The organism is Trueperella abortisuis (assembly GCF_030811095.1).
Lineage (GTDB): Bacteria > Actinomycetota > Actinomycetes > Actinomycetales > Actinomycetaceae > Trueperella > Trueperella abortisuis.
In genome coordinates this window covers 1-23,529 of sequence record NZ_JAUSQL010000001.1, presented here as the reverse complement: position 1 = coordinate 23,529, position 23,529 = coordinate 1, and the positions used below count along the sequence as shown (strand labels likewise).

Annotated in this window: 18 protein-coding genes; 13 read left to right on the top strand and 5 right to left on the bottom strand. The window is 68.1% G+C overall.

The window, feature by feature from the left end:
• Window positions 1–62: 62 nt before the first annotated feature.
• The 4 genes from J2S45_RS00090 to ilvA form a co-directional block, all read right to left on the bottom strand.
• The gene (locus J2S45_RS00090) at window positions 63–1,433 is read right to left on the bottom strand and encodes an alpha/beta fold hydrolase (protein ID WP_307634120.1); all 1,371 of its coding nucleotides are present in this window, start codon (window positions 1,431–1,433) and stop codon (window positions 63–65) included.
• Window positions 1,430–2,005 (bottom strand): 1-acyl-sn-glycerol-3-phosphate acyltransferase, encoded by a 576-nt coding sequence (locus J2S45_RS00085; RefSeq protein ID WP_270973705.1) that lies wholly within the window; start codon window positions 2,003–2,005, stop codon window positions 1,430–1,432. The genes J2S45_RS00090 and J2S45_RS00085 overlap by 4 nt, the downstream gene beginning before the upstream one ends.
• A 78-nt stretch (window positions 2,006–2,083) precedes the next feature.
• On the bottom strand, window positions 2,084–2,872 hold the full coding sequence (locus J2S45_RS00080) for a DsbA family protein (RefSeq protein ID WP_307634119.1): 789 nt from the start codon (window positions 2,870–2,872) through the stop codon (window positions 2,084–2,086).
• Between the two features lie 32 nt (window positions 2,873–2,904).
• Window positions 2,905–4,152, bottom strand: coding sequence for a threonine ammonia-lyase IlvA (gene ilvA, locus J2S45_RS00075; RefSeq protein WP_270973710.1), 1,248 nt, complete (start codon window positions 4,150–4,152; stop codon window positions 2,905–2,907).
• 148 nt (window positions 4,153–4,300) lie between these two features.
• Here ilvA and J2S45_RS00070 point away from each other — a divergent pair, with 148 nt between their 5' ends.
• From J2S45_RS00070 to tgt, 6 genes are all read left to right on the top strand, one after another.
• Window positions 4,301–5,587, top strand: coding sequence for a hypothetical protein (locus J2S45_RS00070; RefSeq protein ID WP_307634118.1), 1,287 nt, complete (start codon window positions 4,301–4,303; stop codon window positions 5,585–5,587).
• 72 nt (window positions 5,588–5,659) lie between these two features.
• On the top strand, window positions 5,660–6,376 hold the full coding sequence (locus tag J2S45_RS00065) for a CYTH domain-containing protein (protein WP_270973713.1): 717 nt from the start codon (window positions 5,660–5,662) through the stop codon (window positions 6,374–6,376).
• Window positions 6,377–6,522: 146 nt separating this feature from the next.
• A complete protein-coding gene (locus J2S45_RS00060) occupies window positions 6,523–7,071 on the top strand; it encodes a DUF4825 domain-containing protein (protein ID WP_307634117.1) in 549 nt (182 codons plus the stop codon).
• Window positions 7,072–7,094: 23 nt separating this feature from the next.
• Window positions 7,095–7,922, top strand: a complete 828-nt coding sequence (locus J2S45_RS00055; RefSeq protein WP_307634116.1) for a DUF4261 domain-containing protein — start codon at window positions 7,095–7,097, stop codon at window positions 7,920–7,922.
• A 157-nt stretch (window positions 7,923–8,079) separates the two neighbouring features.
• The gene (locus J2S45_RS00050; protein WP_307634115.1) at window positions 8,080–8,769 is read left to right on the top strand and encodes a queuosine precursor transporter; all 690 of its coding nucleotides are present in this window, start codon (window positions 8,080–8,082) and stop codon (window positions 8,767–8,769) included.
• A gap of 3 nt (window positions 8,770–8,772) precedes the next feature.
• Window positions 8,773–10,002 carry a tRNA guanosine(34) transglycosylase Tgt gene (tgt, locus tag J2S45_RS00045; protein WP_296931523.1) on the top strand — a complete coding sequence of 410 codons (1,230 nt, stop codon included), beginning with the start codon at window positions 8,773–8,775 and terminating at the stop codon, window positions 10,000–10,002.
• Window positions 10,003–10,054: 52 nt separating this feature from the next.
• Here the strand turns inward: tgt and J2S45_RS00040 are convergent, their stop codons facing one another.
• The gene (locus tag J2S45_RS00040; protein WP_307634114.1) at window positions 10,055–11,374 is read right to left on the bottom strand and encodes a hypothetical protein; all 1,320 of its coding nucleotides are present in this window, start codon (window positions 11,372–11,374) and stop codon (window positions 10,055–10,057) included.
• A 134-nt stretch (window positions 11,375–11,508) separates the two neighbouring features.
• On the opposite strand from J2S45_RS00040, the gene J2S45_RS00035 reads away from it, so the two are divergent.
• The 7 genes from J2S45_RS00035 (at window position 11,509) to J2S45_RS00005 (ending at window position 23,304) form a co-directional block, all read left to right on the top strand.
• Complete coding sequence (locus J2S45_RS00035; RefSeq protein ID WP_407702438.1) at window positions 11,509–12,843, top strand: TrkH family potassium uptake protein; 1,335 nt, start codon at window positions 11,509–11,511, stop codon at window positions 12,841–12,843.
• Window positions 12,836–13,636 carry a potassium channel family protein gene (locus tag J2S45_RS00030; RefSeq protein WP_307634112.1) on the top strand — a complete coding sequence of 267 codons (801 nt, stop codon included), beginning with the start codon at window positions 12,836–12,838 and terminating at the stop codon, window positions 13,634–13,636. Before J2S45_RS00035 ends, J2S45_RS00030 begins: the two co-directional genes overlap by 8 nt.
• 10 nt (window positions 13,637–13,646) lie before the next feature.
• On the top strand, window positions 13,647–16,733 hold the full coding sequence (locus J2S45_RS00025) for an efflux RND transporter permease subunit (protein ID WP_307634111.1): 3,087 nt from the start codon (window positions 13,647–13,649) through the stop codon (window positions 16,731–16,733).
• A 111-nt stretch (window positions 16,734–16,844) separates the two neighbouring features.
• A complete protein-coding gene (locus J2S45_RS00020) occupies window positions 16,845–17,459 on the top strand; it encodes a hypothetical protein (protein WP_307634110.1) in 615 nt (204 codons plus the stop codon).
• 20 nt (window positions 17,460–17,479) lie between these two features.
• Complete coding sequence (gene hrpB, locus J2S45_RS00015) at window positions 17,480–20,020, top strand: ATP-dependent helicase HrpB (protein ID WP_307634109.1); 2,541 nt, start codon at window positions 17,480–17,482, stop codon at window positions 20,018–20,020.
• 112 nt (window positions 20,021–20,132) lie between these two features.
• The gene (locus tag J2S45_RS00010) at window positions 20,133–21,368 is read left to right on the top strand and encodes a methyltransferase domain-containing protein (protein WP_307634108.1); all 1,236 of its coding nucleotides are present in this window, start codon (window positions 20,133–20,135) and stop codon (window positions 21,366–21,368) included.
• A 190-nt stretch (window positions 21,369–21,558) separates the two neighbouring features.
• Window positions 21,559–23,304, top strand: a complete 1,746-nt coding sequence (locus J2S45_RS00005) for an RNA-binding domain-containing protein (RefSeq protein WP_307634107.1) — start codon at window positions 21,559–21,561, stop codon at window positions 23,302–23,304.
• Window positions 23,305–23,529 lie beyond the last annotated feature (225 nt).

Sequence of the window (23,529 nt, the reverse complement as noted above, 5' to 3'; positions counted from 1 at the left end):
GCACATGCAAGAAAATGCCGGACGCGGGCGCCTAGGACGGCGCGGGAGAAGGCGGCGGGCGCCTAGGCCAGCGCCTCGAAGAGCGGGCCGATGACCTCCGCGCCGTGGGTGCGCAGGGCGTCGTGATGCCAATCCTCGGAGATGAGGGTCTTCATTCCGGCGATGTCGGCGGCGGTCTCCAGGCAGATCTGCACGGGGACGAACATGTCCGGCCGGTAGATCCATGCTGCGGCCGGCACGGTGTTGCGGGCCAGAACCGCGCGGTCGTGAAGGGCCGGCAGGTCGTCGCGGGCGGCGAGGATCCCCACCGCCTCGGCCATGGGCGCCAACGCGGGATCCTCCTCGCCCTGCCAGGGGAAGACGTGTTCGCCGGTGAAGCGGAACCCGTGGCCCTCGGCCCGTAGCTCAGCCTCCGCGCTCGCGGTGGGTGCGGGCTGGCGGAACTGCGGGAACTCCCCGCGCACCCGGTGAGCGGACCAATTCGGGGCGAGCCCGCGCTGCTGATAGATCGACTCGTGTAGCGCCCAGTACAGCGGGTTCGGCCCGTAACTCAGTTCGGCCCCGACCGCGGCGAGGAAGCGAGAGCTCAGCCGCACGCCACCGCCGCCGGGCGCCGCGACCTTCACGAACGGGTCTTCCAACAGGTAGTGCAGCGCCTCCAGGCCGTAGCTATGCCCCAGTCCGATGCCGAGCATCCGGAAGCGCCGGGCGGTCAGCGGCTCGCCGGTGGGCAGGCGCTCCGGCAGCCCGGCAGCGGCGGCGTCTGCGAGGTGGGCGACGATGCGCCAGCAGGTCTCCTCGTCCTCGGGGTAGCGCGCGAAGAACTCGGCGTTGCGCGCCTCGGTGCGGGCGTAGGTGAGGCGGTAGACGTCGTCGGGGTGGCGCCACGTGGAGGGAAGGCCGGCGGTGATGAAGGCCCGACTCAGCCCGCCGGGCGCCTGAGAGAGGTAGGTGGTCACGCAGAAGCCGCCGAAGGACTGGCCGAGAGCGGCCCACGGCTCATCGCCCTGGAGCGCGCGGCGTAGCGCCTCGGCGTCGGCGACGATCGAATCCTGCCGGAAGCAGGCGAGGTAGTCGGCCTGCTGCTCCGGGCTACCGACGCCGCTGAGCACGCCGGCGTCGATCGCGCAGGACTGGCCGGTGCCGCGCTCGTCAAGCATGACGAGCCGGTAGTCCTCCAAAACGCGGGCAACCCAGCCGGAGTCGGTGGTTTGGCGGGTGCCGGCGAATCCCGGCCCGCCCTGGAAGAAGACGAGGCGTGGCTTGTCCTCACCGCCGCGGCGCACGTATTCGCGGGCGAAGATCTGGATCGTGGCCCCGGGGCGCGGGGAGCGGTAGCCCAGACCCGGGTGGCACAGCGGCACCTCGAGCCGGTGCTCGATCATGGTGGTGGGGCGGACCCACGGGATCTCGTAGCTGACCTGGTGTGTCACTGCTCGTCCTCGGCTCGTAGCCGGGGCGCGGTGCCCTGGTCGGGCTTGAAGCCGACGGCGCCCGCGTAGAAGTCGCGGATGACGTCCATGTCCGCCGAGACGTCGCCGGTCAGCTCGATCGTCTTGCCCCAGCCGTAGACGCGCCGGCTGGAGTCGATGAAGCCGAGTGTGACGGGCAGCCCGGCGCCGCGGGCGATGTGGTAGAAGCCGGACTTCCAGTACCTGCCCTTCTTCCGCGTGCCCTCCGGCGCGATGATGAGCGAGAAGCGGTCCACGCCCTCCAGCTGCTCGACGATGCCGGCGACCATCCCGTGCGGGTGCGTGCGGTCGACGCCGATGCCACCCACCGCCCGAATGAGCGGGGCGAGCGGGCCGCGCGTAAGCGAGTCCTTGACCAGGAACTTGAAGGGCACGCCCTTGTCCCACAGCGCCATGAGCATGAACCAGAAATCCCAGTTCGACGTGTGGTAGGCGCCGATCACGATTGATTTTTCGGGCAGCGGCGCCTCCTCCGTGAAGGTCCACTTCGATAGGCGCTGGTAGGTCTTGGAAAAGAGTCGTTTGACACCCATGATTCTCCTTGCGTTGGCGCTCGGTGCCAGCGTCCGGGCGGAAGCTGACGACGCCGTGGTGCGGGTCGGCTTGCGGAGCTAGGCCGCGGGGCGGGCAAGCTCCGCGGCGATGACTTGGTCCATCGTCTCAATGGGGACGAAGCCGGGCAGGTAGCTGTAGCCGACGATGAACGCCGGCGTGCCGGTGATGCCGAGGTTCTGGGCGGTGGTGCGGCCGTCCGCGACGGCAGCAACGGCGGCCTCCGAGGTCATGTCGGTGCGGAACTGGTCCAGGTCCGCCACCCCGATCTCCTTCGCGACCGCGACGAGCGCGTCCTCAGTGGCCTCGACCGGGTTGCCGGCCACCTGGTGGTCGTAGATGTAGGAGTGGTACTCGAGGAACTTGCCCTGGTTCGCGGCCGCCACCGAGCCCTGCGCGAGGAGCACGGACTCGTCGCCCAGGATGGCGAGGTTGTGGTATTCGATGCGAACGGTCCCGTCGTCGACGTAGTGCTGCATCTGAGGCTCGGTCTGGGTTGCGGCCTGCGCGCAGTAGCCGCAGCGGAAGTCGTAGTAGATCTGCACGACGACGTCGGCGTCGACGTCTCCGACCGCCATCGGATCGTCCGGGTCGAGGCGCCACAGGCCCTGCACCAGCTCCTTGAGCTGCTGGCTGGGGGCGGATGGCTCCGGGTTGGGGGTACCCGACGCGGTGGGGTCGCCGCCGGCCTCGGGGCTGGGGGTGGCGGTAGCCGAGTTCGTCGCCGAGTCCGACGCGGACGGCGTCGAGTCTGAGGTGCGGTTGAGCAACAGGGCGACGACGACCGCGAGGACCAGCGTGGCCGCCACGACGGCGGCGATGACGAGGTTACGGGCGTTCTTATTCATGCGATTCTCCTGCGGTTGGCGGTCATGTGCGGTTAGAGGACGTAGCCGAAGAGCGGGGAGTTGGGTTCGAGCTCTTCGATCTCGAGGTCGGAGGCATCCATGCGGGCGCGCAGATCGTCGATCTTGGCGCGGTCCTCGATCTCGATGCCAACCAGTGCCGGGCCCGTCTCGCGGTTGTTCTTCTTGGTGTACTCGAACAGGATGATGTCCTCCCCCTCGGAGAGCACGTCGTCGAGGAAGGTGCGCAGCGCGCCGGGGCGCTGGGGGAAGGTGACGAGGAAGTAGTGGCGCAGGCCCTCGTGGATCATGGAGCGCTCGACGATGTCGTCGTAGCGCATGACGTCGTTGTTGCCGCCCGAGATGATGCAGGCGACCGGGCCGTCGGGCAGGTCGGCGAGGTAGCCGTTGAGCGCTGCCGGTGCCAGCGCGCCCGAGGGTTCGGCGATGATGCCCTCCACCTGGTACAGCTCGAGCATCTCGGTGCATATTGCGCCCTCGGGGACGATGACGACGTCGTCGCACAGCTCCGAGACGATCTGGTAGGTGAGGTTGCCGACGCGGGCCACGGCGGTACCGTCGGCGAAGTTGTCCACGGTTTCCAGGGTCTGCGGGGCTCCCGCCTTGAGCGCCGCCACCATCGACGCCGCCCCCGCCGGCTCGACGCCGATCACCTTGACCTCCGGGTGGAACTGCTTGACCCAGGCCAGCGTGCCGGACAGTAGCCCGCCGCCGCCGACCGGCACGACGACCGTGGCGGGCGGGGTGGAGGCCTGCTCGAAAATCTCCTTGACCACCGTGCCTTGGCCGGCGATGGTGCGGGGGTCGTCGAAGGGGTGGACGTAGACGGCGTCGTTGGCCTTCGCGAACGCGATCGCGGCCTCGGAGCACTCGTCGAAGGAGGTGCCGACCGTGCACAGCGTGACCCAGTCCCCGCCGATCGCCGCGATGCGGTTGCGCTTTTGGCGCGGTGTGGTGGACGGGATGAAGATCGTGCCGTGGATGCGCTTCTTGTTGCAGGCGAAGGCCACGCCCTGTGCGTGGTTGCCCGCCGATGCGCACACCACGCCGTTGGGTGTCTCGTCCGGGGTGAGTGAGGCGAGGAAGTTGTACGCGCCGCGCACCTTGTAGGAGCGCCCCACCTGGATGTCCTCGCGCTTAAGGAGCACCTGGTGGCCCACCTTGGCCGAGAGTCGCACTGATTCCTCAAGCGGGGTGGTGCGCACGGTCGAGCCAAGGGTCTGCGCCGCAACCACCACGTCGGTACCGGTCACTTTCGTCATATGCCCATCTTTCCGCGTCAAGAACTCGAAACCAAATCCTCACCACTATTCGCGGCCGGTCTAGCAGTGCCGGTATCGTGAAGAGAGACGGGGTGGCTCGGGCGGCTGGCCGTGTGGCTCGGGCCCGAGGAGAAGGAGGAGGATCGGCATGACGAAGCGCGCGGCGGCGATCGCTTTGGTGCTCACCGGATGCACCTGGATGCTTGCCGGATGTAGCGACGTCACCAAGCCGGCCTCCCCGACGCCGACCCCGAGTTCCTCCTCGCCGAGCGCTCAGCCCACCCCCGAGGCGAGGCCGGCGCCCCTCCCTGAGCCGGTGCGCAACCCCTACCAGGGCGGCGCCGAGCGGGCGTGGTCGGTGGAGCTGGCGGACCGGCCGTCGTCGGTGGTCTACGACCGGCAGTCGGGGACGTTGGTGGCCGCGCTCGCGGCGGCGCGCGGCACGCAGCTGCACGCGTTTAGCGTGGCGAGCTCCGGGCGCACCCTGCCCACCTGGACGTACGAGATCCCAGACGGCGCGGAGCTCATCGCGATGGACGCCTCGAGCGGGTCGGTGTTCGTCTCCGTCGGGTCGGGCACGGATGGGGCCGGGTCGGGCGCGGCGGGGGCCGGGTCGGGCGCGAGCCGGGAAGAGCCCACAGTCGGCGCTGCGCCGGGAAGCAGTGCCGCGCCGGGAAGCAGTGCCGCGCCCGGCACGGAGCCGAGCGACCTGATCGTGCTGAGCGCAAGGTCGGGTGCGGAGGAGCTGCGCTGGTCGCGGGCGCACGTGCTCGACACGGAGGTTCCGCGGCTGGTTGGCGCATATGACTCGGGTGCGGGCATTGCGCGGCTGGGGCGCGATTCGGTGCTGGCGGCGGTGATCGATGCCGGCGGGGACGCGGTGAAGGACAAGCGACTCTTCACGGCGGACGGCGAGGTGACGATCGGGGCTGACATCATCGACACCGGCATCCCAGCCCGCTCGGGCACGACCTTCATCACCTTTCCTCAGCTCAGCGAGGTTAGCGGGGATGAGTGCTGGTCGGTGACGGACGGGATCGTCTGCGTCGATGCGGGCCAGGTGGTCGAATACGACGAGCGTGGGAATCTACGGCGCGCAACCGCGCTGAGCGCGCGCAGCGCCGGATCCCTGTACCACGTGCAGGGCATGGACCCCGACGTGACCGCCGGCGAGCTGGCCTCCGCCCTCGCCGAGACCGGCGAAGGGGATCACGCGACGGCCGTACTCGCGGCTGGGCGCTGGCTGACCGACATCCCCGCCGGCGCCGAGCTCTTGGAGCGCGACGCCCCGTTCGCGCTGGTCGGGAAGAGGATCGTCAACCTGGCCACGGGCGAGGCGCTCACGGATGATGGGCTCGCCGGCGAGGGCCGAAGCGCCGACATGTTCTTCGAATGGGACGGGTCGGCCCTGCACTACCTGCGCCCGCTCGGCTGATAGCCCCAGCTAGCCTGCGGCCAGACCCCGGCTAGCCCCCGGCCCGACCCCGGGCCGGGGTATGCTTTCGCCATGGAAGACTTTCCCTTCGAATTCGAACGCAAGTTCCTGGTGCGCGAGCTACCCGAGGGCGTGGTCGAGCATGGCGCGCCGAAGGTGATCATTCAGGCCTACGTCTTCGCCGAAGCCGGCTACGCCATCCGCGTCCGCCTCGCTTTCCGGGGAGTGGACATCCAGGCCGACTTGGACGCTCCCGCGTTCGACCCCGGCGTCGACGAACTCGGCGCCTACGAGCGCCGCCTCTTGGCCAAGCTCGTGGCCGGCAGCGCCGCAGGCGCCAGCTCAATTCCCGCCGCGGCGTCGGCGTCAGCCTCGGACCGAGCGCGCCCGGCGCCCACCGCGCCGGTGGCGACGATCGCGGTGAAGTCTCCGTCGGTGGCGGGCGAGCGCTACGAGATGGAGACCGAGCTCGACCCCGACGTCGCCGTGCAGATCATCCAGCGTTCGGGCCGGATCGTGGCGAAGACCCGCCACTCGCTGTGGGTGGGCGAGGACGGCTGGGAGTTCGACGTCTTCGCCGGCCAGAACGCCGGACTGGTGGTGGCGGAGATCGAGCGCCTCAGCCCGGTGGTGGACCTGGTCATCCCCGACTTCTGCGTCACCGAAGTCACCACCGACCCGCGCTTCACCAACGACTCCCTGTCCAAGGAACCCTGGCAGCACTGGGATGCCCTCTACATGAATGAGCTCGACCAGCGCGGCCCCTTCTTCCTCGACCTTCGCGGCTAACCCGTGTCACCAGCGCGGCCTTCCCAGCTAGCGGAGGCAGGCCGGCGTGATTCCGCCCGCCCTCATCCCCTAGCCGGGTGGTGCCGGCCCCCCTTTCAACCCGGAGGGCTATTGGTCCATACGGGCAGGTCAACAATAATGGGAGCATGAACAGTTCCTCCTCGCGTAAGAGCCTGATGGTGCAGGTGCTCATCTCCATCGGGCTGGCCATGATCGTCATCATTGGCTTTACGTGGATCCGCCTGACGCAATCCGACGCCACCGCGGCGCAGGCACAATCCTTGGAACAGCAGTCGTCGTTCCTGACGCACGACATCAGCGTGATCGACCACCACCGTGAGCCCTACGTTGGCGACAACTCGAACACGATCCAGGCGCTGTACGCGCTCCCGCTGGGGGCGCGCATCGACCGAGTGGAGATCCACGACACGGACGTGGTGGTCATGATCGTCGACGGGGAGACCACCAACGAGCGGGAGAATGTCCTGTATTCGGCGATCGCGTTCATGGCCGCCATCGATAACGCCCGCTCGGTGACGTACGTGACGCCGGGCAGGAGCTACTACGTGGAGCGCCCCGCGATCGAGGCGCGCTTCGGCACCCCGCTCTCCGACCTGCTAGACACCGCGGAGGCGTGGCAGGGCGTGCGCGGGCTGATCCCGCTGGAGGCGGGTACCCTGGTCGCGGATAGTTAGGGACCACCCGGTAGACTCGTGCCATGCACGAGCTCGGAATCACCTCCATCCACCCCACCGCCCCCGCGATGTTCTCGGCCGCGGCGATCATGCGCGCGCCCGTCGACCTCGAGGCCGCCACCGAACGCTTCGCCGCACTGTGGGGCGAGACCATCACTCCCGCCTGGGAGGTCGTGGACGAGCAGGCCGGCGACGCGGGCCGCGTGCTTCACTTCGAGCTCGACGGCGTCCACGTGCTGCTCACCCCCGTGCCCCACGGCCTCGTGCTCGAACGCGGGCAGCTTCCCCTGCACCGCTTCCACGTGGCGGCCTCGTTCTTCGTTCCCGACGACGCCCCCGGCGAACCCGGCGGCGCTCCGGTCGCAGAGCCGGATCCGGAGGCGGCGCTGGAAAGGGAGCTCCGGCGTCGTCACAAGATGGTCAAGGCGCACGTCGTGTTCACCGAGGTGATGGACGGGCTGATGCGCGAGCCGGCGGCGATCGGGGTCTATCGCGACGAGCTGGGGGTGCTGATGCCGCCGTCGATGGTGACGAGCCTGGCCGAGATGCTGACGAAGGGGCAGGCGCCGCTACCGCTGTGGATCAACACGCGGGTACACAGCCACGATCTCACCTTTGGGCGCACGCTTGGCCTGACGGACTTCGGGCACCTGGACGTGCAGGTGCGCGAATCGACGCGATCGGAGGAGGACGTCTACAACCTGCTGATGAACGTGGCGAACTACGTGGTCACGGGCGACACCTTCCTGCTGCCCAGCCAGACCTTGGGGTATTCGGACGGGGAGCAGATCGCGATCTCGCAGGAGGTGTCGCAGGCGGACGGCGCCACGGTGATCCGGCTCGACTTCTAGCCGGGCGCCGGCCGGGGAAGCCGGCAGCGGGTGCTACCATGTATGCGGACGCACGAGCGATCGGCGTCCCACCCGGCCGCCTCCGCGAGCCGTGGTGCGCTCGGGTAGTGGCAGTGCCCGGCATCGACGCGCGATACCGCGCCTACGAAAGGACACCATGACTGCCCCCGACCCCACCGCGACCGCCCATTCGAGCTCTGCGAGCGCATACGCCGGCGTCCGCCGCGGCTTCTACGACTACTTCGCGGTCTTCTTCGTTGCCTTCCTGCTGCTGTCGAACATCGGCGCCACGAAGCTGGTGGAGATCGGCCCGCTCACCTTCGACGGCGGAGCGATCCTCTTCCCGCTGACCTACATCATCGGCGACGTCCTGTCGGAGGTCTACGGCTTTAAGGCCGCCCGGCGCACGATCTTCATGGGGTTCGTGGTCTCCTTCCTCGCCTCGCTCACGTTCTGGGCCGTGATCCAGTTGCCCGCCCACCCCGACTACACGAGCCAAGCCGCCTTCGAGGAGGTCCTGGGCGTGGTGTGGCGCTTCGTCTTCGCCTCACTCGCCGGCTATCTGGCCGGCCAGCTGCTGAACGCCAAGGTCCTCACCGCGATCAAGGACCGCTGGGGCGAAGAGCATATGTGGGCGCGCCTGATCGGCTCCACCCTGGTGGGCGAGGCGGCGGACACGGCCATCTTCTGTGTGGTGGCGTGGGCCGGCGTCGCCGGCTGGGCGACCATCGCGAACCTCGCCGTCGTCGGCTTCCTGTACAAGGTGTCGGTGGAGGTCGTCTTCCTGCCCATCACCTACGTCGTCATTAACCTCATCAAGAAGTACGAACCGAATTACCGAAAGTAAGCCATGTTTAGCCTCGAATCCCGCCTGGATGGCACGCTCGCGCGCACGGGCACCATCCACACCCCGCACGGCACCATCCACACCCCCGCCTTCATCCCCGTGGGCACGAAGGCGACGGTCAAGTCAACCCTGCCCGAGTCGGTGAAGGAGCTGGGTGCGCAGGCGGTGCTGTCGAACGCCTATCACCTCTACCTGCAGCCGGGTTCGGACGTCGTCGACGAGGCGGGCGGCCTGGGCGCGTTTATGAACTGGGACGGCCCCACCTACACGGACTCGGGCGGCTTCCAGGTGATGAGCCTGGGGTCGGGTTTCAAGAAGGTGCTCTCGGACGAGTTCTCGGGCAAGACCGTTGCCGACGACGCGGTGGCGCCGGGCAAGGAGCGCCTCGCCAACGTCGACGACGACGGCGTCTGGTTCCGCTCCCACCTCAACGGCGACAAGCACCGCTTCACCCCGGAGATCTCGATGCGGATCCAGCACGAGCTGGGGGCGGACATCATCTTCGCGTTCGACGAGCTGACGACGCTGATGAACACCCGGCCGTACCAGGAGGAGGCCCTCGAGCGGACGAGGCTGTGGGCGCAGCGGTGTCTGGCCGAGCACAAGCGGCTGACCGAGGCGCGGGCGGGTAAGCCCTACCAGCAGCTCTTCGGGGTGATTCAGGGCGCCCAGTACGAGGACCTGCGCAGGAAGGCGGCCCGCGACCTGGGGTCGATGGAGGTCGATGGCCAGCGCTTTGACGGCTTTGGGATCGGGGGCGCCCTGGAGAAGGAGAACCTGTCCACGATCACGGCCTGGGTGAGCGAGGAGCTGCCGGAGGACCGGGCGCGCCACATGCTCGGCATCTCCGAGCCGGACGACTTTTTCGCGTGCATCGAGTCGGGGGCGGACACCTTCGACTGCGTCAACCCCTCACGCGTGGCCCGCAACGCGGCGATCTACGCCCCCACTGGCCGCTTCAACGTCACCCGCGCCGAGTTCAAGCGAGACTTCGGCCCCCTCGTGGAGGGGTGTACGTGCTACACGTGCCAGAACTACACGCGGGCCTACATCCACCACCTGTTCAAGGCGAAGGAGATGCTCTCGGCCACGCTGTGTACGATCCACAACGAGCACTTCACCGTACACCTGGTCGACCAGATTCGTGCCTCGATCGTGGAGGGAACCTACTGGGAGTTCAAGGCGGACACGCTCGGGCGGTTCTATGGCGGCGCCGGCCCGCTCGCCAAGTAGCCGCGCTCGCGGTCATCGCCTCAAGGATCAGATCCCGGGGCGCCGACCGGCGCTAGAAGCGCCGGTCGGCGGCATCCCGAAGCTTGCGCAGGGTCTCCTCATCGGGGAAACCCGTGACGCCGTAGCGTGGGGGCCAGACCGTGTCGTCCTCGACGATGCCGGCGGGCCAGATCTCGCGGGCGACGTGCGTGCGAACCGTGATGTTGACGGCCGGCACCGCCTCCCACGGGTGGGGCGAGCGGGTGAAAGTGATGAAGTCGGTGTGGGGGATGGAGCCGTGGGTGTCGATGGCGTCCCACGTGGCGGCGGAGACCCGCTCGCCGCTGGCCAGCCGCCGCGGCAGGAAGGCCTTGACCTTCCCGAACGCCGGCCACTGGCGCATCATGTCCTCCTGGGCGGTGTAGATCTTCTGCCGGAAGTAGTTGCGCAGCGCGCCGAGCACCTCCGCCAGCTCGGAGCCGGGGAAGGGTTGCCATTCGAGCCAACCGTCCGCGGCGACGGTGTGGGGCAGGGGGTAGATCGCGTCCTCGGAGTTGCGCTGGGCGAGGAGCAGCTTGAAGAAGTCGGCCAGGTGCGGGTCGTCTGCGAAGACGATGAAGAGCTTCGTGCGCGAGGCGGGGATGAACAGCGGGATGTCGTCGGGGCGGCGCTCGCTGATGCGTTCGGCGACCTGCTGGATCATGTCGAGGTCCGCGAACCAGGACAGTTCGTAGTTCGGCGGCTGCAGGAACGTCATCACCTCGGCGCCCGCGATTTCCGTGATCCCGATCTCCACCGACTGCTGGGTATCGTTCGTCATGAAACGCAGCGCCATGACGGCGTCGCTCATGATCTCCCCGATCTCGCGGGAGTCCTCTAGCTGCTCGTAGTAGATAGGCTGGATCGTGTCCGGGTAGTCGCGGGCGATCCCGACGGCGAGGAACGCCGTGAGCGGGATGTAGACGATCGAGTCGGCGCCCGGGGTGGCTGGGAGAAAGTAGTCCGCAGAGCGCACGATCGGGACGATCGGGCCCTCGCCGTCCGTGTAGTCCGTCGGGTAGTCCGGGTGGCTGGCGCCGGAGGGCTCGTAGGAGCCGTCCGCATCGTCGGAAGAGAAGAGGTCCGGGCTGGGGTCGCCGTCCTCGCCGGCGCGGCCGGGCTCGCTGACGGTGGCGGCCTCGGCGCCGTCGATGCCGATGCCGATGAGGCGGTCGAGAAGCTCGGTGCGCTGCTCAAGCGGGGCGTCGCGCCGGATGAGGGCGCCGGGGCGGAAGCGGAAGGTGCGCCCGTCGTCGAGGAGCACATCCAGCCAGTCCCCATTCGCCGTGACCAGGGAATTGGCCAGCCGGGGGTGCTGGGAGGTCTGCTGTAGGGCCCACTCCATGAAATCCATACCTCATTATTATCAACTCCCCGCGCGGAACGAAATGTTGCGCCGGGCACGACGTGGCCGGTCACGCGGGGAGCCGAAGGAGGATCCGATCACGGAACTAGTCGTCACGACGTGCGGGGGCTTACGCTGTCCTCGTGCATCACTTGCGTCGTCTGCGCCCGGCAAGCGCAGTAGCACTGAGTTTCTTGAGCCTGATCGTGATCGGCACGATCCTGCTTGCCACGCCGTGGGCCTCCGCCGGGCCACCCGTGGCGATTCTTGACGCCCTTTTCACGGCCACCTCCTCGGTGTGCCTGACCGGCCTCATCACCCTCGACACGGCGACGGCGTGGACCCCCTTCGGCCAGGGTGTCATCATGATGCTCGTCCAGTTCGGTGGCCTGGGGATCATGACGGTGGCCTGCCTGCTGTCGATACTGCTAGGCGCCCGCCTCGGGTTGCGCCGGCGGCTGAGTGCCGGCGCGGAGGGCCGCGGCAACCTGGGCGACGTGCGCTGGATCGTCAACGCCACGGTCGTCTTCACGCTCGCCATCGAGGCCATCATCTTCGTTTTCCTCACCCTGCGCTTCCGCCTCGGCTACGGCTACAGCTGGGCGCGTGCCGCGTGGGAGGGCCTCTTCCACTCGATCACATCCTTCAACAACGCCGGCTTCGCCCTGTACTCGGACAACGTCATGGGCTTCGCCGCCGACGGCCTCGTGCTCCTGCCCCTCAGCTTCGGGCTGATCGTCGGCGGCCTGGGCTTTCCCGTCCTGCTCGAGACCTACCGGCGCCTGCGCACGCCGAAGTACCGGCGCCGGCGCTGGTCGCTGACCGCTGTGTTCACCTGGATGGGCACGGTGGTGCTGATCGTCGGCGGCGTGGCGCTCATGCTCACCGAGTGGAACGGCGTGCTGGCGGGCTTCGACACTCCCGGTCGCCTCCTCAACGCCTTCTTCGCCGCCGTCAGCCCGCGCACTGCCGGCTTCAACGCGATCGACTACGCCCAGGCCCGCCCCCAGACGCTGCTCGGCACCGACGTCCTCATGTTCATCGGCGCGGGCAGTGGCGGCACCGCGGGCGGCATCAAGATCACCACTCTTGGCGTCCTCGTCGCCACGATCGGGGCGGAGGCGCGGGGACGCCGGGTCGTCACCGCGCGCGGGCGCACCCTCTCCCGGCGCGTGATCGGCCAGGCGCTTTCGGTGACGTTCGCGGCCGTCGGCCTCGTGGTGGGCGCAACGTTCCTCATCCTCGCGCTCTCGCCCGGTTTCACGCTTGACCAGGTGCTTTTTGAAACTACCTCCGCTTTCGGTACGGTGGGCCTATCGACGGGCATCACGCCGAGTCTGCCGCGTTATGCCCAACTCGTCCTCATCTTTCTCATGTTCGCCGGCCGCGTGGGCCCCCTCGGCCTCGCCACCACCCTCGCCGGGAAGGTGACCAACCGGCTCTACGAGTATCCCGAAGAAAGGCCTGCCATTGGCTAACATCTTTGCTCATCGCAACAACGACGATGGCGCCGTCGTCGTCCTCGGCCTCGGCCGTTTTGGCCGGGCGCTTGCCACGGAATTGGAGAACAGCGGCGTGGAGGTGCTGTGCGTGGACTCCGACAGGGATGTCGTCCAGGAGCTGTCCACCCAGTTCGACCACATCGTTCACGCGGACGCCACCAACCCCGAGGCGCTTCGCCAGCTCGGGGTGGACGAGGCATCCCGCGTCATTATCGCCATCGGCTCACACGTGGAGGCCTCGGTGCTCGCCGCGTCTGCCGTGGTGACCATGGGGGTGCCGGACGTGTGGGCGAAGGCGTCGAAGGAGTCGCACGCCACCCTGCTCGCCCAGATCGGGGTCAACCACATCGTGCGCCCCGAGATCGACATGGGCAAGCGGGTCGCCCACCTCATCCGCAACGAGGTGGAGGACTACCTCGAGTTCACCCACGGCTTTTCCGTGGCCGCGGCAACCCCGCCCGCCCGCCTGCTGGGCAAGACCGTGGGCGAGGTCAACGCCAAGAAGACTGGCCTGGAGATCATCGCCGTCCAGCGCGGGGGAGGGCAACTTCCGCACCGCCCGCGATGCGGACACCCTCGAGTCGGGCGACCTTATCATCCTCGCCGGCCCCACCTCCCGGCTCGAGCGGGAGACGGAGCGCCCCTAGCCCCTAGCCGCGGCGTCCCCCGCCGAAAACGCGCCCTCGGCAACTCTGCGGCGCTTCTCTGTGAGAGGACACGCTGGCACCGCCCGCCACCCTTCCCTAGGCTCGTAGCGTTGGCCTACTGATCCGGGGAAAATGTTTAGACTCGCAGAAGGTTCCCTGAAGAACCGCCCTTTCGTCGCCCTTGTCTCGACCGTGATTTTTGTGCTGGGGATCTTCGCTCTCGCCACCCTGCGCCAGGAGCTCATCCCGCGCGTGGAGCTGCCGGTCATCAACGTCGTGGCCACCTCCCCGGGCGCGACGTCCGAGCAGATGCGTGACCGCGTTTCCGTCCCCATCGAGCAGCAGGTTTCCACGATCGCCGAGGTCTCGGACACCTCCACCACCTCCCGCTCTTCCGTCTCGATCGTCACTATCGAGCTCGACTACGGCACGGACATCGCCCGCGCAGCCAACCGTGTGGAGCAGTCGATCTCGCGAGCGAAGATGAACTTCCCCGACAACCTCACCTACGACGTCGTCTCCGGGGGAACGTCCGACATTCCGCTCGCCTACGTGGCGGTGACCTCGGACGGTGACCCGCTCGAGGTGGCTCAGCGCCTGCGCTCCACCGTCGTCCCCGCGATCGAACAGGAGGAGGGCGTTGCGTCGGTTCAGCTGCTTGGCGCCCCGGAGCAGCGGGTTTCCATCACGCTTGACCAGGCCCGCATCGCCGAGCTCGGCATATCCGCCGACGCCGTCCAGCAGGCCCTCGAGGACAACGGGCTGTCCGTGCCGGTGGGGTCGCTCGTGCAGGGAGATGAGTCCCGCGACGTGACGGTGGGCCAGGAGATCGACTCGGTCGAGGCCCTGCGCCAGATCCCCGTGGTGGCGGGCGAGGCCCAGCCGGGTCAGCCGGCAACCGTCTACCCGCTCTCGGACATCGCCGAGGTGCGCCTCGCCCAGGCCCCCGCCCAGATGGTCGGCCGGATCGACGGCGAATCCGCGCTCGGCATCGTCGTCTTCCCCACGGCGAACGCCAACATCGTCCAGGTCACCGACCGGGTCACCGACGTCTTCGACGAGCTTGCGCCCTCCGTCGGCAGCAACACCCACTTCACCACCCTCTTCACGCAGGCGCCCTTCATCACCGGCTCGATCGAGTCCCTCGCGCAGGAGGGCCTGCTTGGCCTGGTGTTCGCGGTGGTCGTGATCCTCATCTTCCTGACCTCGATCCGCTCCACGCTGGTGACGGCGCTGTCGATCCCGCTCTCGCTGCTGGTCGGATTCATCGGGATGCTCGTGGGCGGCTACTCGCTCAACATGCTCACCCTCGCCGCGCTGACCCTGTCGATCGGGCGCGTGGTAGACGATTCGATCGTCGTCATCGAAAACATCAAACGGCACCTCGAGTACGGCAAGCCCAAGCGTGAGGCGATCCTTGATGCGGTGCGCGAAGTGGCCTCTGCGATCACGGCATCGACCGTGGTGTCCTTCATCGTGTTCGTGCCGGTGGGCCTGGTGCCGGGCATGGTGGGCGAACTGTTCCGGCCCTTCGCCTTCACGGTGGTCATCGCGTTGGCGGCGTCGCTGCTGGTCGCGCTGACGATCGTTCCGGTGCTGGCGTACTGGTTCCTGCGCCCGTCGAAGGAGGCGGTGGCAGCGGCGGCCGCAGGCGAGGCGGAGGAGTTCCGGCGTCGTGCGCAGGACAAGGAGAGGCGCTACTGGCTGCACCGCGCCTACGAGCCGGCGCTGCGCACCACCCAGAAGCATCCGGCGATCACGCTGGTGGCGGCGGTGGCGATCCTGGCCGTCGCGGCGGCGCTGTTCCCGCTCTTGAAGATCAACCTGCTGGGCGGCACAAATGAGGGCACCGTGACAATCGCGCAGACCACGACGCCGGGGGCGTCGATGGAGGCGAAGGTGGCACAGGCGGATGCCACCGAGGAAAAGATCTCGGCGGTTAAGGGCGTGGAGTCGACTGCGGCGACGATCGGCTCGAGCCCGATGGCGATGGGCGGCTCGGGCCGCTCGGGCGACTCGATCATGTACATGATCGCGGTGGACGAGGAGGCCGACATCACGAGCCTGACCGACGCGATCGTGGCGGCCGGCGACTCCGTGACCGGCGAGGGCACCACCTCCAGCTCGGCTCAGTCGATGTTGGGATCGGGCACGATCGACGTCAACGTCACGGCCCCCACGCCCCAGGCGCTGTCCGAGGCGACCGAGCGGATCAACGACGCCCTATCCCAGCTATCCGAGATCAAACGTGCCGAGCACAACGCCAGCGCGATCACCCCGGCGGTGCAAGTGAACGTCAACCGTGACGCCGCCGCGGCCGTGGGGCTGACGGAGAACGACGTGGTCGGCATGATAGCGGCCCAGATGGTGGAGCCGAAGATCGGGCAGATCACCATCGATAACGTCGACACCTCGATCTACATCTCGATCGACGACCCGGTCACCACCATCGACGAGTTGCGCGCAATGACGATCCTCGGCCAGCCGCTCGAGGCATTCGCGACGGTCGATGAAGTGGACTCCCTGCCGACGATCGTGACGATGAATGGACAAACAACGACGACGGTGTCGGCCACGCCCGTCGACACCGATAACCTCGGGCACGCGACCGACGCGGTACGGGAGACGGTGGACGGGCTGGACCTGCCGGACGGGACGACGACGTCGATGGGCGGGGCCTCCCAGCAGCTGGCGGAATCATTCAGCCAGCTCGCCCTGGCGCTCGCGGCCGCGGTGCTACTGATCTACGTGGTCCTGGTGTGGATCTTCCGCTCGCTGCTCCAGCCCGCGTTGTTGCTGGTTGCGATACCGTTCGCGGCAATCGGCTCTGTCCTCGCGCTCCTGATGACGGGCACGGCGCTGGATATGTCGGCGATGATCGGCCTGCTCATGCTGGCCGGCATCGTGGTGACGAACGCGGTGGTGATGGTGGACCTCATCAACCAGTACCGCGAGCAGGGCATGGACCTGGCAAGCGCGGTTCACGACGGCGCGATGCGGCGCGTTCGGCCGGTGGCGATGACGTCGCTGGCGACGATCGTGGCGATGATCCCGATGGCGCTGGGGCTGTCCTCCTCGACCGGGTTCATCTCAACGCCGCTGGCAATCACGGTGATCGGCGGGCTTATCACGTCAACGTTGCTGACCCTGATCCTCTTGCCGATCCTGTATCGGCTGGTCGAGGGAGTGGCAGAGCGTAGGCGGGCGAAGGTCGAATAGCCCGCCGCGGCAGTTGGCGTGCCAGGCGGGTGAGCCAACTGCGCGATGGTCCCTGCCGGCGGGGCGCGGGTGGGTTAAACTAGAGGGAACCGTCGTCGTGAAAGAAAGAACATGAGTCCGAAGATTCTAGCTCCCTCCGTGAAGGAACATCACTCGATGATGTTTACCAAGCTGGTGGATTGTGCCGAAGAGATTCTGCGCGGGGACGGGCCGGCGGCGCTGACGGCGGGGGCCGTGGCCTCGGGCGGGGATCGCGCGCAACTCGGTGTACCGCTACGTGGAGTCGATCGACGACCTGCGCCTGCTCGTGCTCGAACGCTATATCCCTGGCTGGCAGCACGGTTGGACGCGGCGCTCGAGGTGGACGCGGAACCATACGAACAGCTGCGCACGCTCGTGGAGATCACCCTCGACATCGGCGCGGAGGCCGGCCACCAGTGGCTGATTGACGTGGTCAAGGCTGGGCTTGGGCGCGGAAAGAAGGACGCGGCGCCGTCGGGGACGGAGATTCAGGCCCGCTCCGACGCCGTGCTCAACTTCCACCGCGAACTCGGGCGGAGCATCGTGGGGCTGTGGCGCAAGGTGACGCCGGATGATGCGGTTGTCAACGCCCAGATGACCCGCTCGATCCTTGACGCGGGCCTCAAGCTGCTCGACCAGGGCCATTCGGCTGACGAGGTGAAGGCGACGACGCTGGCGCTGCTGGACACGCTCGCCGGGCGCTAGTGGGCGGGGCGCCAGAGCGCGTGGAGCGGCTGCTTGCGAACCTGCCGGACCTGCCCGTCGCGCGCGGGCTGGCCGACATCGCGCGCCAGCGCGGCAACATCGTGATCACGGCCCCTCCCGGTTCGGGTAAGACGATGCTGGTGCCGGTGCTGATGGCAAGCGTCGTGGCCGGGACCGTGCCGGTAGAGCTGGGCGGGGCCGGCACCGCGCGTCGGGGCGCGGCGGGTAAGGTCGTCGTCGTGCAGCCGAGGCGGGTGGCGGCGCGGGCAGCGGCCCGACGCATCGCCTACCTCCTGGGCGAGCCGGTGGGGCGGCAGGTGGGGTTCCGGGTGCGCGGGCAGACGACGCCGGGCAGCCGGGTGGAGATGGTGACGCCGGGCGTCATGCTGAGAATGCTGCAGAACGATCCGGAGCTGGCCGGTGTGGGCGCGGTGATTGTGGACGAGATCCATGAGCGTGACCTCGATACCGACCTCGCCACGGCCTTCCTCCTCGACGTGCAGGACACGCTGCGGCCCGACCTTCGGCTGGTGGCGATGTCGGCGACCCTGGAGGCCGGACGCTTCGCGGAGCTGATGGGTGGCACGGTCGTGGACATACCCGGGGCGATCCACCCGGTGCAAATCGAGGAGCGACTCGGGCCGCGAGCGCTGACGGACGTGGGCCACGGGGTGGTGGTCAGCCGGGACTTCCTCGCACACGTGGCGCGCGTGGTCGGGGAGGCGGCGCAGTGGGCTGCGGGCGCCGGACGGGCCGACGCGGGAACGGGGCGGGCCGGCTCCGTGCTGGTCTTCTTGCCGGGCGTGGGCGAGATCGAGAAGATGCGCGCGCTGCTCGCGGGTGCGCCGCTACCAGTGCTGGCCCTGCACGGGTCGATGCCGGCCAAGGAACAGGACCGCGTGCTTGCCGGCGGGGAGGATCGGATCATCTTGGCCACGTCCCTGGCGGAGTCGTCGCTCACGGTTCCGGGTGTGCGCGCCGTCGTCGACGCCGGGCTGGCCCGCGAGCCGCGCTTCGACCCGCGCACGGGAATCTCGGGGCTGGTGACCGTGCATGCGTCGCGGGCGAGGCTAGATCAGCGCGCCGGCAGGGCCGGGCGTGAGGGGCCGGGCAGGGCGTGGCGCTGCCTGAGCTACGCGCGGGCGGTGGAGTTTTCGCAGCCGGAGATCCTGGTCGGCGACGTGACGGGGGCGAGCCTGCAGGCCGCCGCGTGGGGCAACCCAGGGATGGCCGGCCTGCGGCTACTCGACTACCCCAAGCCCGCGGCCGGCGAGGCGGCGCGCCGCACGCTGGAGGCGATCGGCGCCGTGGACCGCTCCAGTTCGATCACGACGCGCGGGCGGCTACTGGCCGGCATGCCGCTCTCCCCGCAACTCGGGCGCGCCCTGGTGGAGGGCGCCGAGATCGTGGGCGCCCGGCGAGCATCTGAGGTGGTCGCGCTGCTATCGCTGGCTCCACGCATCCCCGGGGCGGACCTGGCGGCGCAGCTGCGCCGAGCGGGCAGCGACCGCGAGTGGGCCCGGGAGGCAAAACGGCTCCGCGCGCTGGCGGGTGAGATCGTGGGCTCGGCCGGCGGCCGGATGGGCGGCGCACCTGCGGGAGCCGGGTCGGGTGCAAGCCGGGCGGGCGTGGACGAGGAGCTCGCCGTCGTCGTCGTGCTGGCCTACCCGCAGTGGGTGGCGCGTCGGCGCGGGCGCGGATACGTGCTGGCGAACGGCGCGGGGGCGGTGCTGGAGGACGGCTCGCCGCTGGAGGGCCAGGAGTGGCTGGCGGTCGCGGAGCTGGGTGAGGCGCAGGGGCGCGCGGATGCGGTGATAAGGGCGGCCGTGCCGGTGACGCCGGAGGACGCCCTGACGTACGGGCCGGGCGTGAGCGAACGGGTGGAGACCGAGGTGCGCGCCATGAACGTCAAGGGCGTGCGAGTGCGGAGCCTGGGGGCCATCGAACTGGGGCGCGAGCCGGTTCGCCTCACGAAAGAGCAGGTGGCGAGCGCGCGGGCGCGGGAGGTCGCGCGGGCCGGCGTCGGGGTGCTGGACTGGCCGGCGGCGGCAACCGCGCTTCGGGAACGGCTGGCATTCGTCCGCGACGCCGTGGGGGAACCCTGGCCCGACGTGTCCGACGAGGCGCTGGCCGCGCGCGTCGACGACTGGCTGACCCCGCTGCTCGGCGCTGGGAAGCCGGACCTGCTGGCCGGATTGCGGGCGCTGCTTCCGTGGCCGCAGGCCGCACGGCTGGACGAGCTCGCCCCGGAACGAATCGCCACCCCTACGGGGAGCGCGAAGGTGGATTATTCGAGCGGCCGGCCGACCGTGCGGCTACGGCTCCAGGAGTGCTTCGGGTGGACGGCCACGCCGAAGCTGGCCGGGGTGCCGGTGACGCTCGAGCTACTCTCCCCCGCCCAGCGGCCGCTGGCGATCACCCAGGATCTGGCGTCGTTCTGGGAGGGGCCCTACCTGCAGGTGCGGGCCGAGATGCGCGGGCGCTATCCGCGTCATCCGTGGCCTGAGGATCCGCTGACGGCGACGCCGACGCGGCGGGCCAAGCGGCGCGGCGAACGGTGAGGCCAGCGGCGGGCGGTCAGGAGGGCGGCGCCCGGTGGTCGGGCCGCGGGCTCGCGGCTGTGGAGGCTGGCTGAGGGCGGCGGCCGGTGGTCGGGGCGGTAGGATGGGAGGCATGCGATTTCCCCTTCCCGTCCGCGACGCCGTAACCGAGACACCCCTCGAGTGCCACTACCACGACCAGGGGCTTTGTCGGTCCTGCACGCTGATCGAGGTTCCGCAGGATCAGCAGCTGGTGGCCAAGCAGGCACGCGCCGAGGAAGCGCTGGCGCCCTACATGGGCGGAGACTGGCTGGAACCGTGGGCGTCGGGGCGGGAGGCCTTCCGCAACAAGGTCAAACTGGTGGTGACGGGCACGGCCGCGCGACCGCGGCTCGGGATCCTGGGGCCGAAGGGCGGCCAGGACCTGCGCGACTGCCCCCTTCCCACGCCCGGCATCCAACTCGCCACCCCAGCGCTGGCCCAGTTCGTGAGCGAGTGCGGGTTCCAGCCCTACGATGTGGCCAGCGACCGCGGGGTTTTGAAATTCGTGATCGTCACCGAGTCGCCGAGCGGGGAACTGATGATCCGCTTCGTCGCGCGGCGTCGTGGCGTGCAAGGGATGCTGTTCAAGAAGCTGGAGCGCCTGCGGGAGTTGGTGCCGGCGGCGTGGGTGGTTTCGCTCAACGTCCAACCCGAGCACAAGGCCGTGATCGAGGGCGAGGAGGAGATCCTCATCTCGGAGGAGTCTGAACTGCCGATGCGGCTCGACGTGGCAGGCGCGGAGCTGAGCCTGAACCTGCGCCCAAAGTCGTTCTTCCAGACCAACACTGAGGCCGCGCAGGTGCTGTACTCGCGGGCCGTGGAATGGGTGACCGAGCTGGCCGGTGCTGGCGCGGATGCGCCCGGGCGGGTAGCTGCCGGGCCGACGACGGCGTGGGACCTGTACTGCGGGGTCGGCGGGTTTGCGCTGGCGCTTTCGCGGGCGGGGATGAGCGTGGTCGGCGTCGAGACGCAGGAGCAGGCCGTCGAGGCGGCAAGGGAGTCGGCGAAGAAGATGGCCGCGGCCGGCGCGCTGGGCGAGGCGCGCTTCGTCGTCGCGGACGCGAGGACGTGGGCGGAGGAGCAGGACGAGCGCCCGGACGTCGTCGTCGTGAATCCGCCAAGGCGCGGGATCGGGCCGGAGCTGGCGGCGTGGATCGCGCGGTCGGGGGTGGGCACGGTGCTGTACTCGTCGTGTAACGTGAGTTCGCTGGCGAAGGACGTGGCGGCGATGGGCGGCTACGAAGTGGCGAAAGCGCAGGTGGTGGACATGTTCCCGCATACGGACCACTTCGAAACGGTGGTGCTGCTGCGGCGCACTGGCAGGTAGGGGCGCGCTGTTCGGGGCTGTCGTGGGCCGGCGGCCGGCAAACAACTCAAACAACTTGAAAACAACCTGAAACAACTTTGTTTTCCGCGGAATATCGCGGTTTTAGGGGTGTTCCGGGGCGTCGTGCGGGCCGGAAGTTGTTTCGAAGTTGTTTAAACAACATCGAAACAACTTGGGGTATGCTGGTGACATGTCTGAGTCAACGCTGTCCTCGCAGCTGTCTTCCCTCAACCTTCCGGATGTGGTCAGTTCAGCCCTGCTCGCGATTATGGAAGGTGGAAAGACCGCCGACTCGCAGGAGAGCCAGACCCTCGATTTCAAAGAAGATCCAATGACGGCCCGATCTGGGAGAGGGAACGATGATGCCCAGCTGATCTCGATGATTCTTAAGGCGACGGTGTGCATGGCTAACGGAAATGACGAGGATTCGTACGTCGTGCTCGGAATCAAAGACGACGTGGGCGGCCCCGAGGCTCTCTCGGGCACTAGCCGTGACGCGGACTGGATACGGCGGAAGGTATTCAACGGGACGGACCCGAACCTGGCCGTCGACGTCGACGAATTCTACGTGCAAGGCAAGCGGCTTCTGCTCATCAGGATCCCCCACCCGTTGCAGGTGTATGCGCGATCGAAGGGCGAGGCCTGGTACAGGTCGGGTACTGAGTGTCAGGTGCTGAAGGGGGAGAGATTGCGGCGGCTCGAGTGGGAGCGCCGAAACCCCGACGTCACCGCGAAAGTGGCAGAGATTGGTGAGGAGGAACTTGAGCTGGCGGCGCTTGAGAACGCGCGCCAGTTGTTGCGCACGAAGAGGGCCGCGATGGGATCGTCGGTGATCCCGGAGACAAACCATGGACTCCTGCGCGAGCTCGGGCTTGTGGATCGGAATGGGAAGCTCCTGATGGCCGGCGAAATCTTCTTCGCGCGCTCGACCGCCCGGAATATGGCAGTTCGGCACTTGTACTACCCGGTCCAGGGTGGCGAGCCGCGGGTGGAAGAACGGGATCTCCCGCTGGTCGGGCTCTTCGCCGAGATTCAGACGCTTATCGAGTCACATGCCAGCCAGGAGGTAGCGCGTGTGGATTTTGGGGGCGGCCAGGAAGTCCCGATACCGTCCTTCCCGCGCCAAGCAGTGGACGAGGTGGTATCGAACGCGCTTCTGCACCGGGACTGGGTTGCGGTTGACCCTATCGTGATCAAACAAACCCCGCGCACGTTGACTGTCATCTCCCCGGGCGGATTTCCAGCCGAGGTGAGCGAGAAAAACCTGCTGACGACACGCTCCGTGCCGCGCAACCCGACCCTCATGAACGGGGCGCGGAGATTGGGGTTAGCTGAGGAATCCTCGCGCGGCTTTGACCGCATGTGGGTGTCGATGCTGGCGAGTGGCCGGAGGGCGCCGGTCGTGGAGCCGTCTGAGTTCTCCGTTTCCGTGACACTGGATTCCGGCGAGCCCGATGTTGCTTTCGTGCGAGGGTTGGCAGCAGTCGCGTACCAACTGGGTGTGGACCTGCGCGGATCGGTCAATGCGTTAATCGTCGTGCGCTACCTTGTGGATCATCCGGGGATCGTGTGGAAAACCCTGACCGAGGAGCTTCAGACGAACAAGCTTGAGACTCACGAGATCGTGGATTGGCTAACGGGTGCCGGCGTCATTGACAAGATTGGAGATCACGTCGAAGAGTGGCGCCTGACGGAGCAGTGCCGCGCGTTGTTCAACGTCAGCAACGTAGGGGCTACGCTGGGCGAAGCTGAAAAGTGGGTGCGAGGACATCTCGAGCAAGGGTCGGCCCTTATGGCGCGTGAGATAGCGAGTCAGCTCAAAATGGACGTTCGCGACGTCACCAAGCTTCTGCGCGGACTGCGCAGCCAGGGTGTGGCCATGATTGACCCGGAGGGCCCGCAACGCGGCCCTAATACTCGGTGGGTTGCTCGGTAGGGGCATTCGACGGCGTCGAGTGGCGGTTTGCGCTAGGGTTGCGGCTGGCAGGCGGCCGGCGCGGCTCCGGCGGCCGGCAAACAACTCAAACAACTTGAAAACAACCTGAAACAACTTTGTTTTCTGCGGAATATCACGGTTTTAGGGGTGTTTCGGGGCGCCGCGCGGGCCGGAAGTTGTTTCGAAGTTGTTTAAACAACATCGAAACAACTTGGGGCGGTGAGC

Bases quoted from the DNA above. Each gene is read 5' to 3' on its own strand.
- J2S45_RS00085 (WP_270973705.1), bottom strand. From the start codon at position 2,005: ATGGGTGTCAAACGACTCTTTTCCAAGACCTACCAGCGCCTATCGAAG.
- J2S45_RS00080 (WP_307634119.1), bottom strand. From the start codon at position 2,872: ATGAATAAGAACGCCCGTAACCTCGTCATCGCCGCCGTCGTGGCGGCC.
- ilvA (WP_270973710.1), bottom strand. From the start codon at position 4,152: ATGACGAAAGTGACCGGTACCGACGTGGTGGTTGCGGCGCAGACCCTT.
- J2S45_RS00070 (WP_307634118.1), top strand. From the start codon at position 4,301: ATGACGAAGCGCGCGGCGGCGATCGCTTTGGTGCTCACCGGATGCACC.
- J2S45_RS00065 (WP_270973713.1), top strand. From the start codon at position 5,660: ATGGAAGACTTTCCCTTCGAATTCGAACGCAAGTTCCTGGTGCGCGAG.
- J2S45_RS00060 (WP_307634117.1), top strand. From the start codon at position 6,523: ATGAACAGTTCCTCCTCGCGTAAGAGCCTGATGGTGCAGGTGCTCATC.
- J2S45_RS00055 (WP_307634116.1), top strand. From the start codon at position 7,095: ATGCACGAGCTCGGAATCACCTCCATCCACCCCACCGCCCCCGCGATG.
- J2S45_RS00050 (WP_307634115.1), top strand. From the start codon at position 8,080: ATGACTGCCCCCGACCCCACCGCGACCGCCCATTCGAGCTCTGCGAGC.
- tgt (WP_296931523.1), top strand. From the start codon at position 8,773: ATGTTTAGCCTCGAATCCCGCCTGGATGGCACGCTCGCGCGCACGGGC.
- J2S45_RS00040 (WP_307634114.1), bottom strand. From the start codon at position 11,374: ATGGATTTCATGGAGTGGGCCCTACAGCAGACCTCCCAGCACCCCCGG.
- J2S45_RS00025 (WP_307634111.1), top strand. From the start codon at position 13,647: ATGTTTAGACTCGCAGAAGGTTCCCTGAAGAACCGCCCTTTCGTCGCC.
- J2S45_RS00020 (WP_307634110.1), top strand. From the start codon at position 16,845: ATGAGTCCGAAGATTCTAGCTCCCTCCGTGAAGGAACATCACTCGATG.
- J2S45_RS00010 (WP_307634108.1), top strand. From the start codon at position 20,133: ATGCGATTTCCCCTTCCCGTCCGCGACGCCGTAACCGAGACACCCCTC.
- J2S45_RS00005 (WP_307634107.1), top strand. From the start codon at position 21,559: ATGTCTGAGTCAACGCTGTCCTCGCAGCTGTCTTCCCTCAACCTTCCG.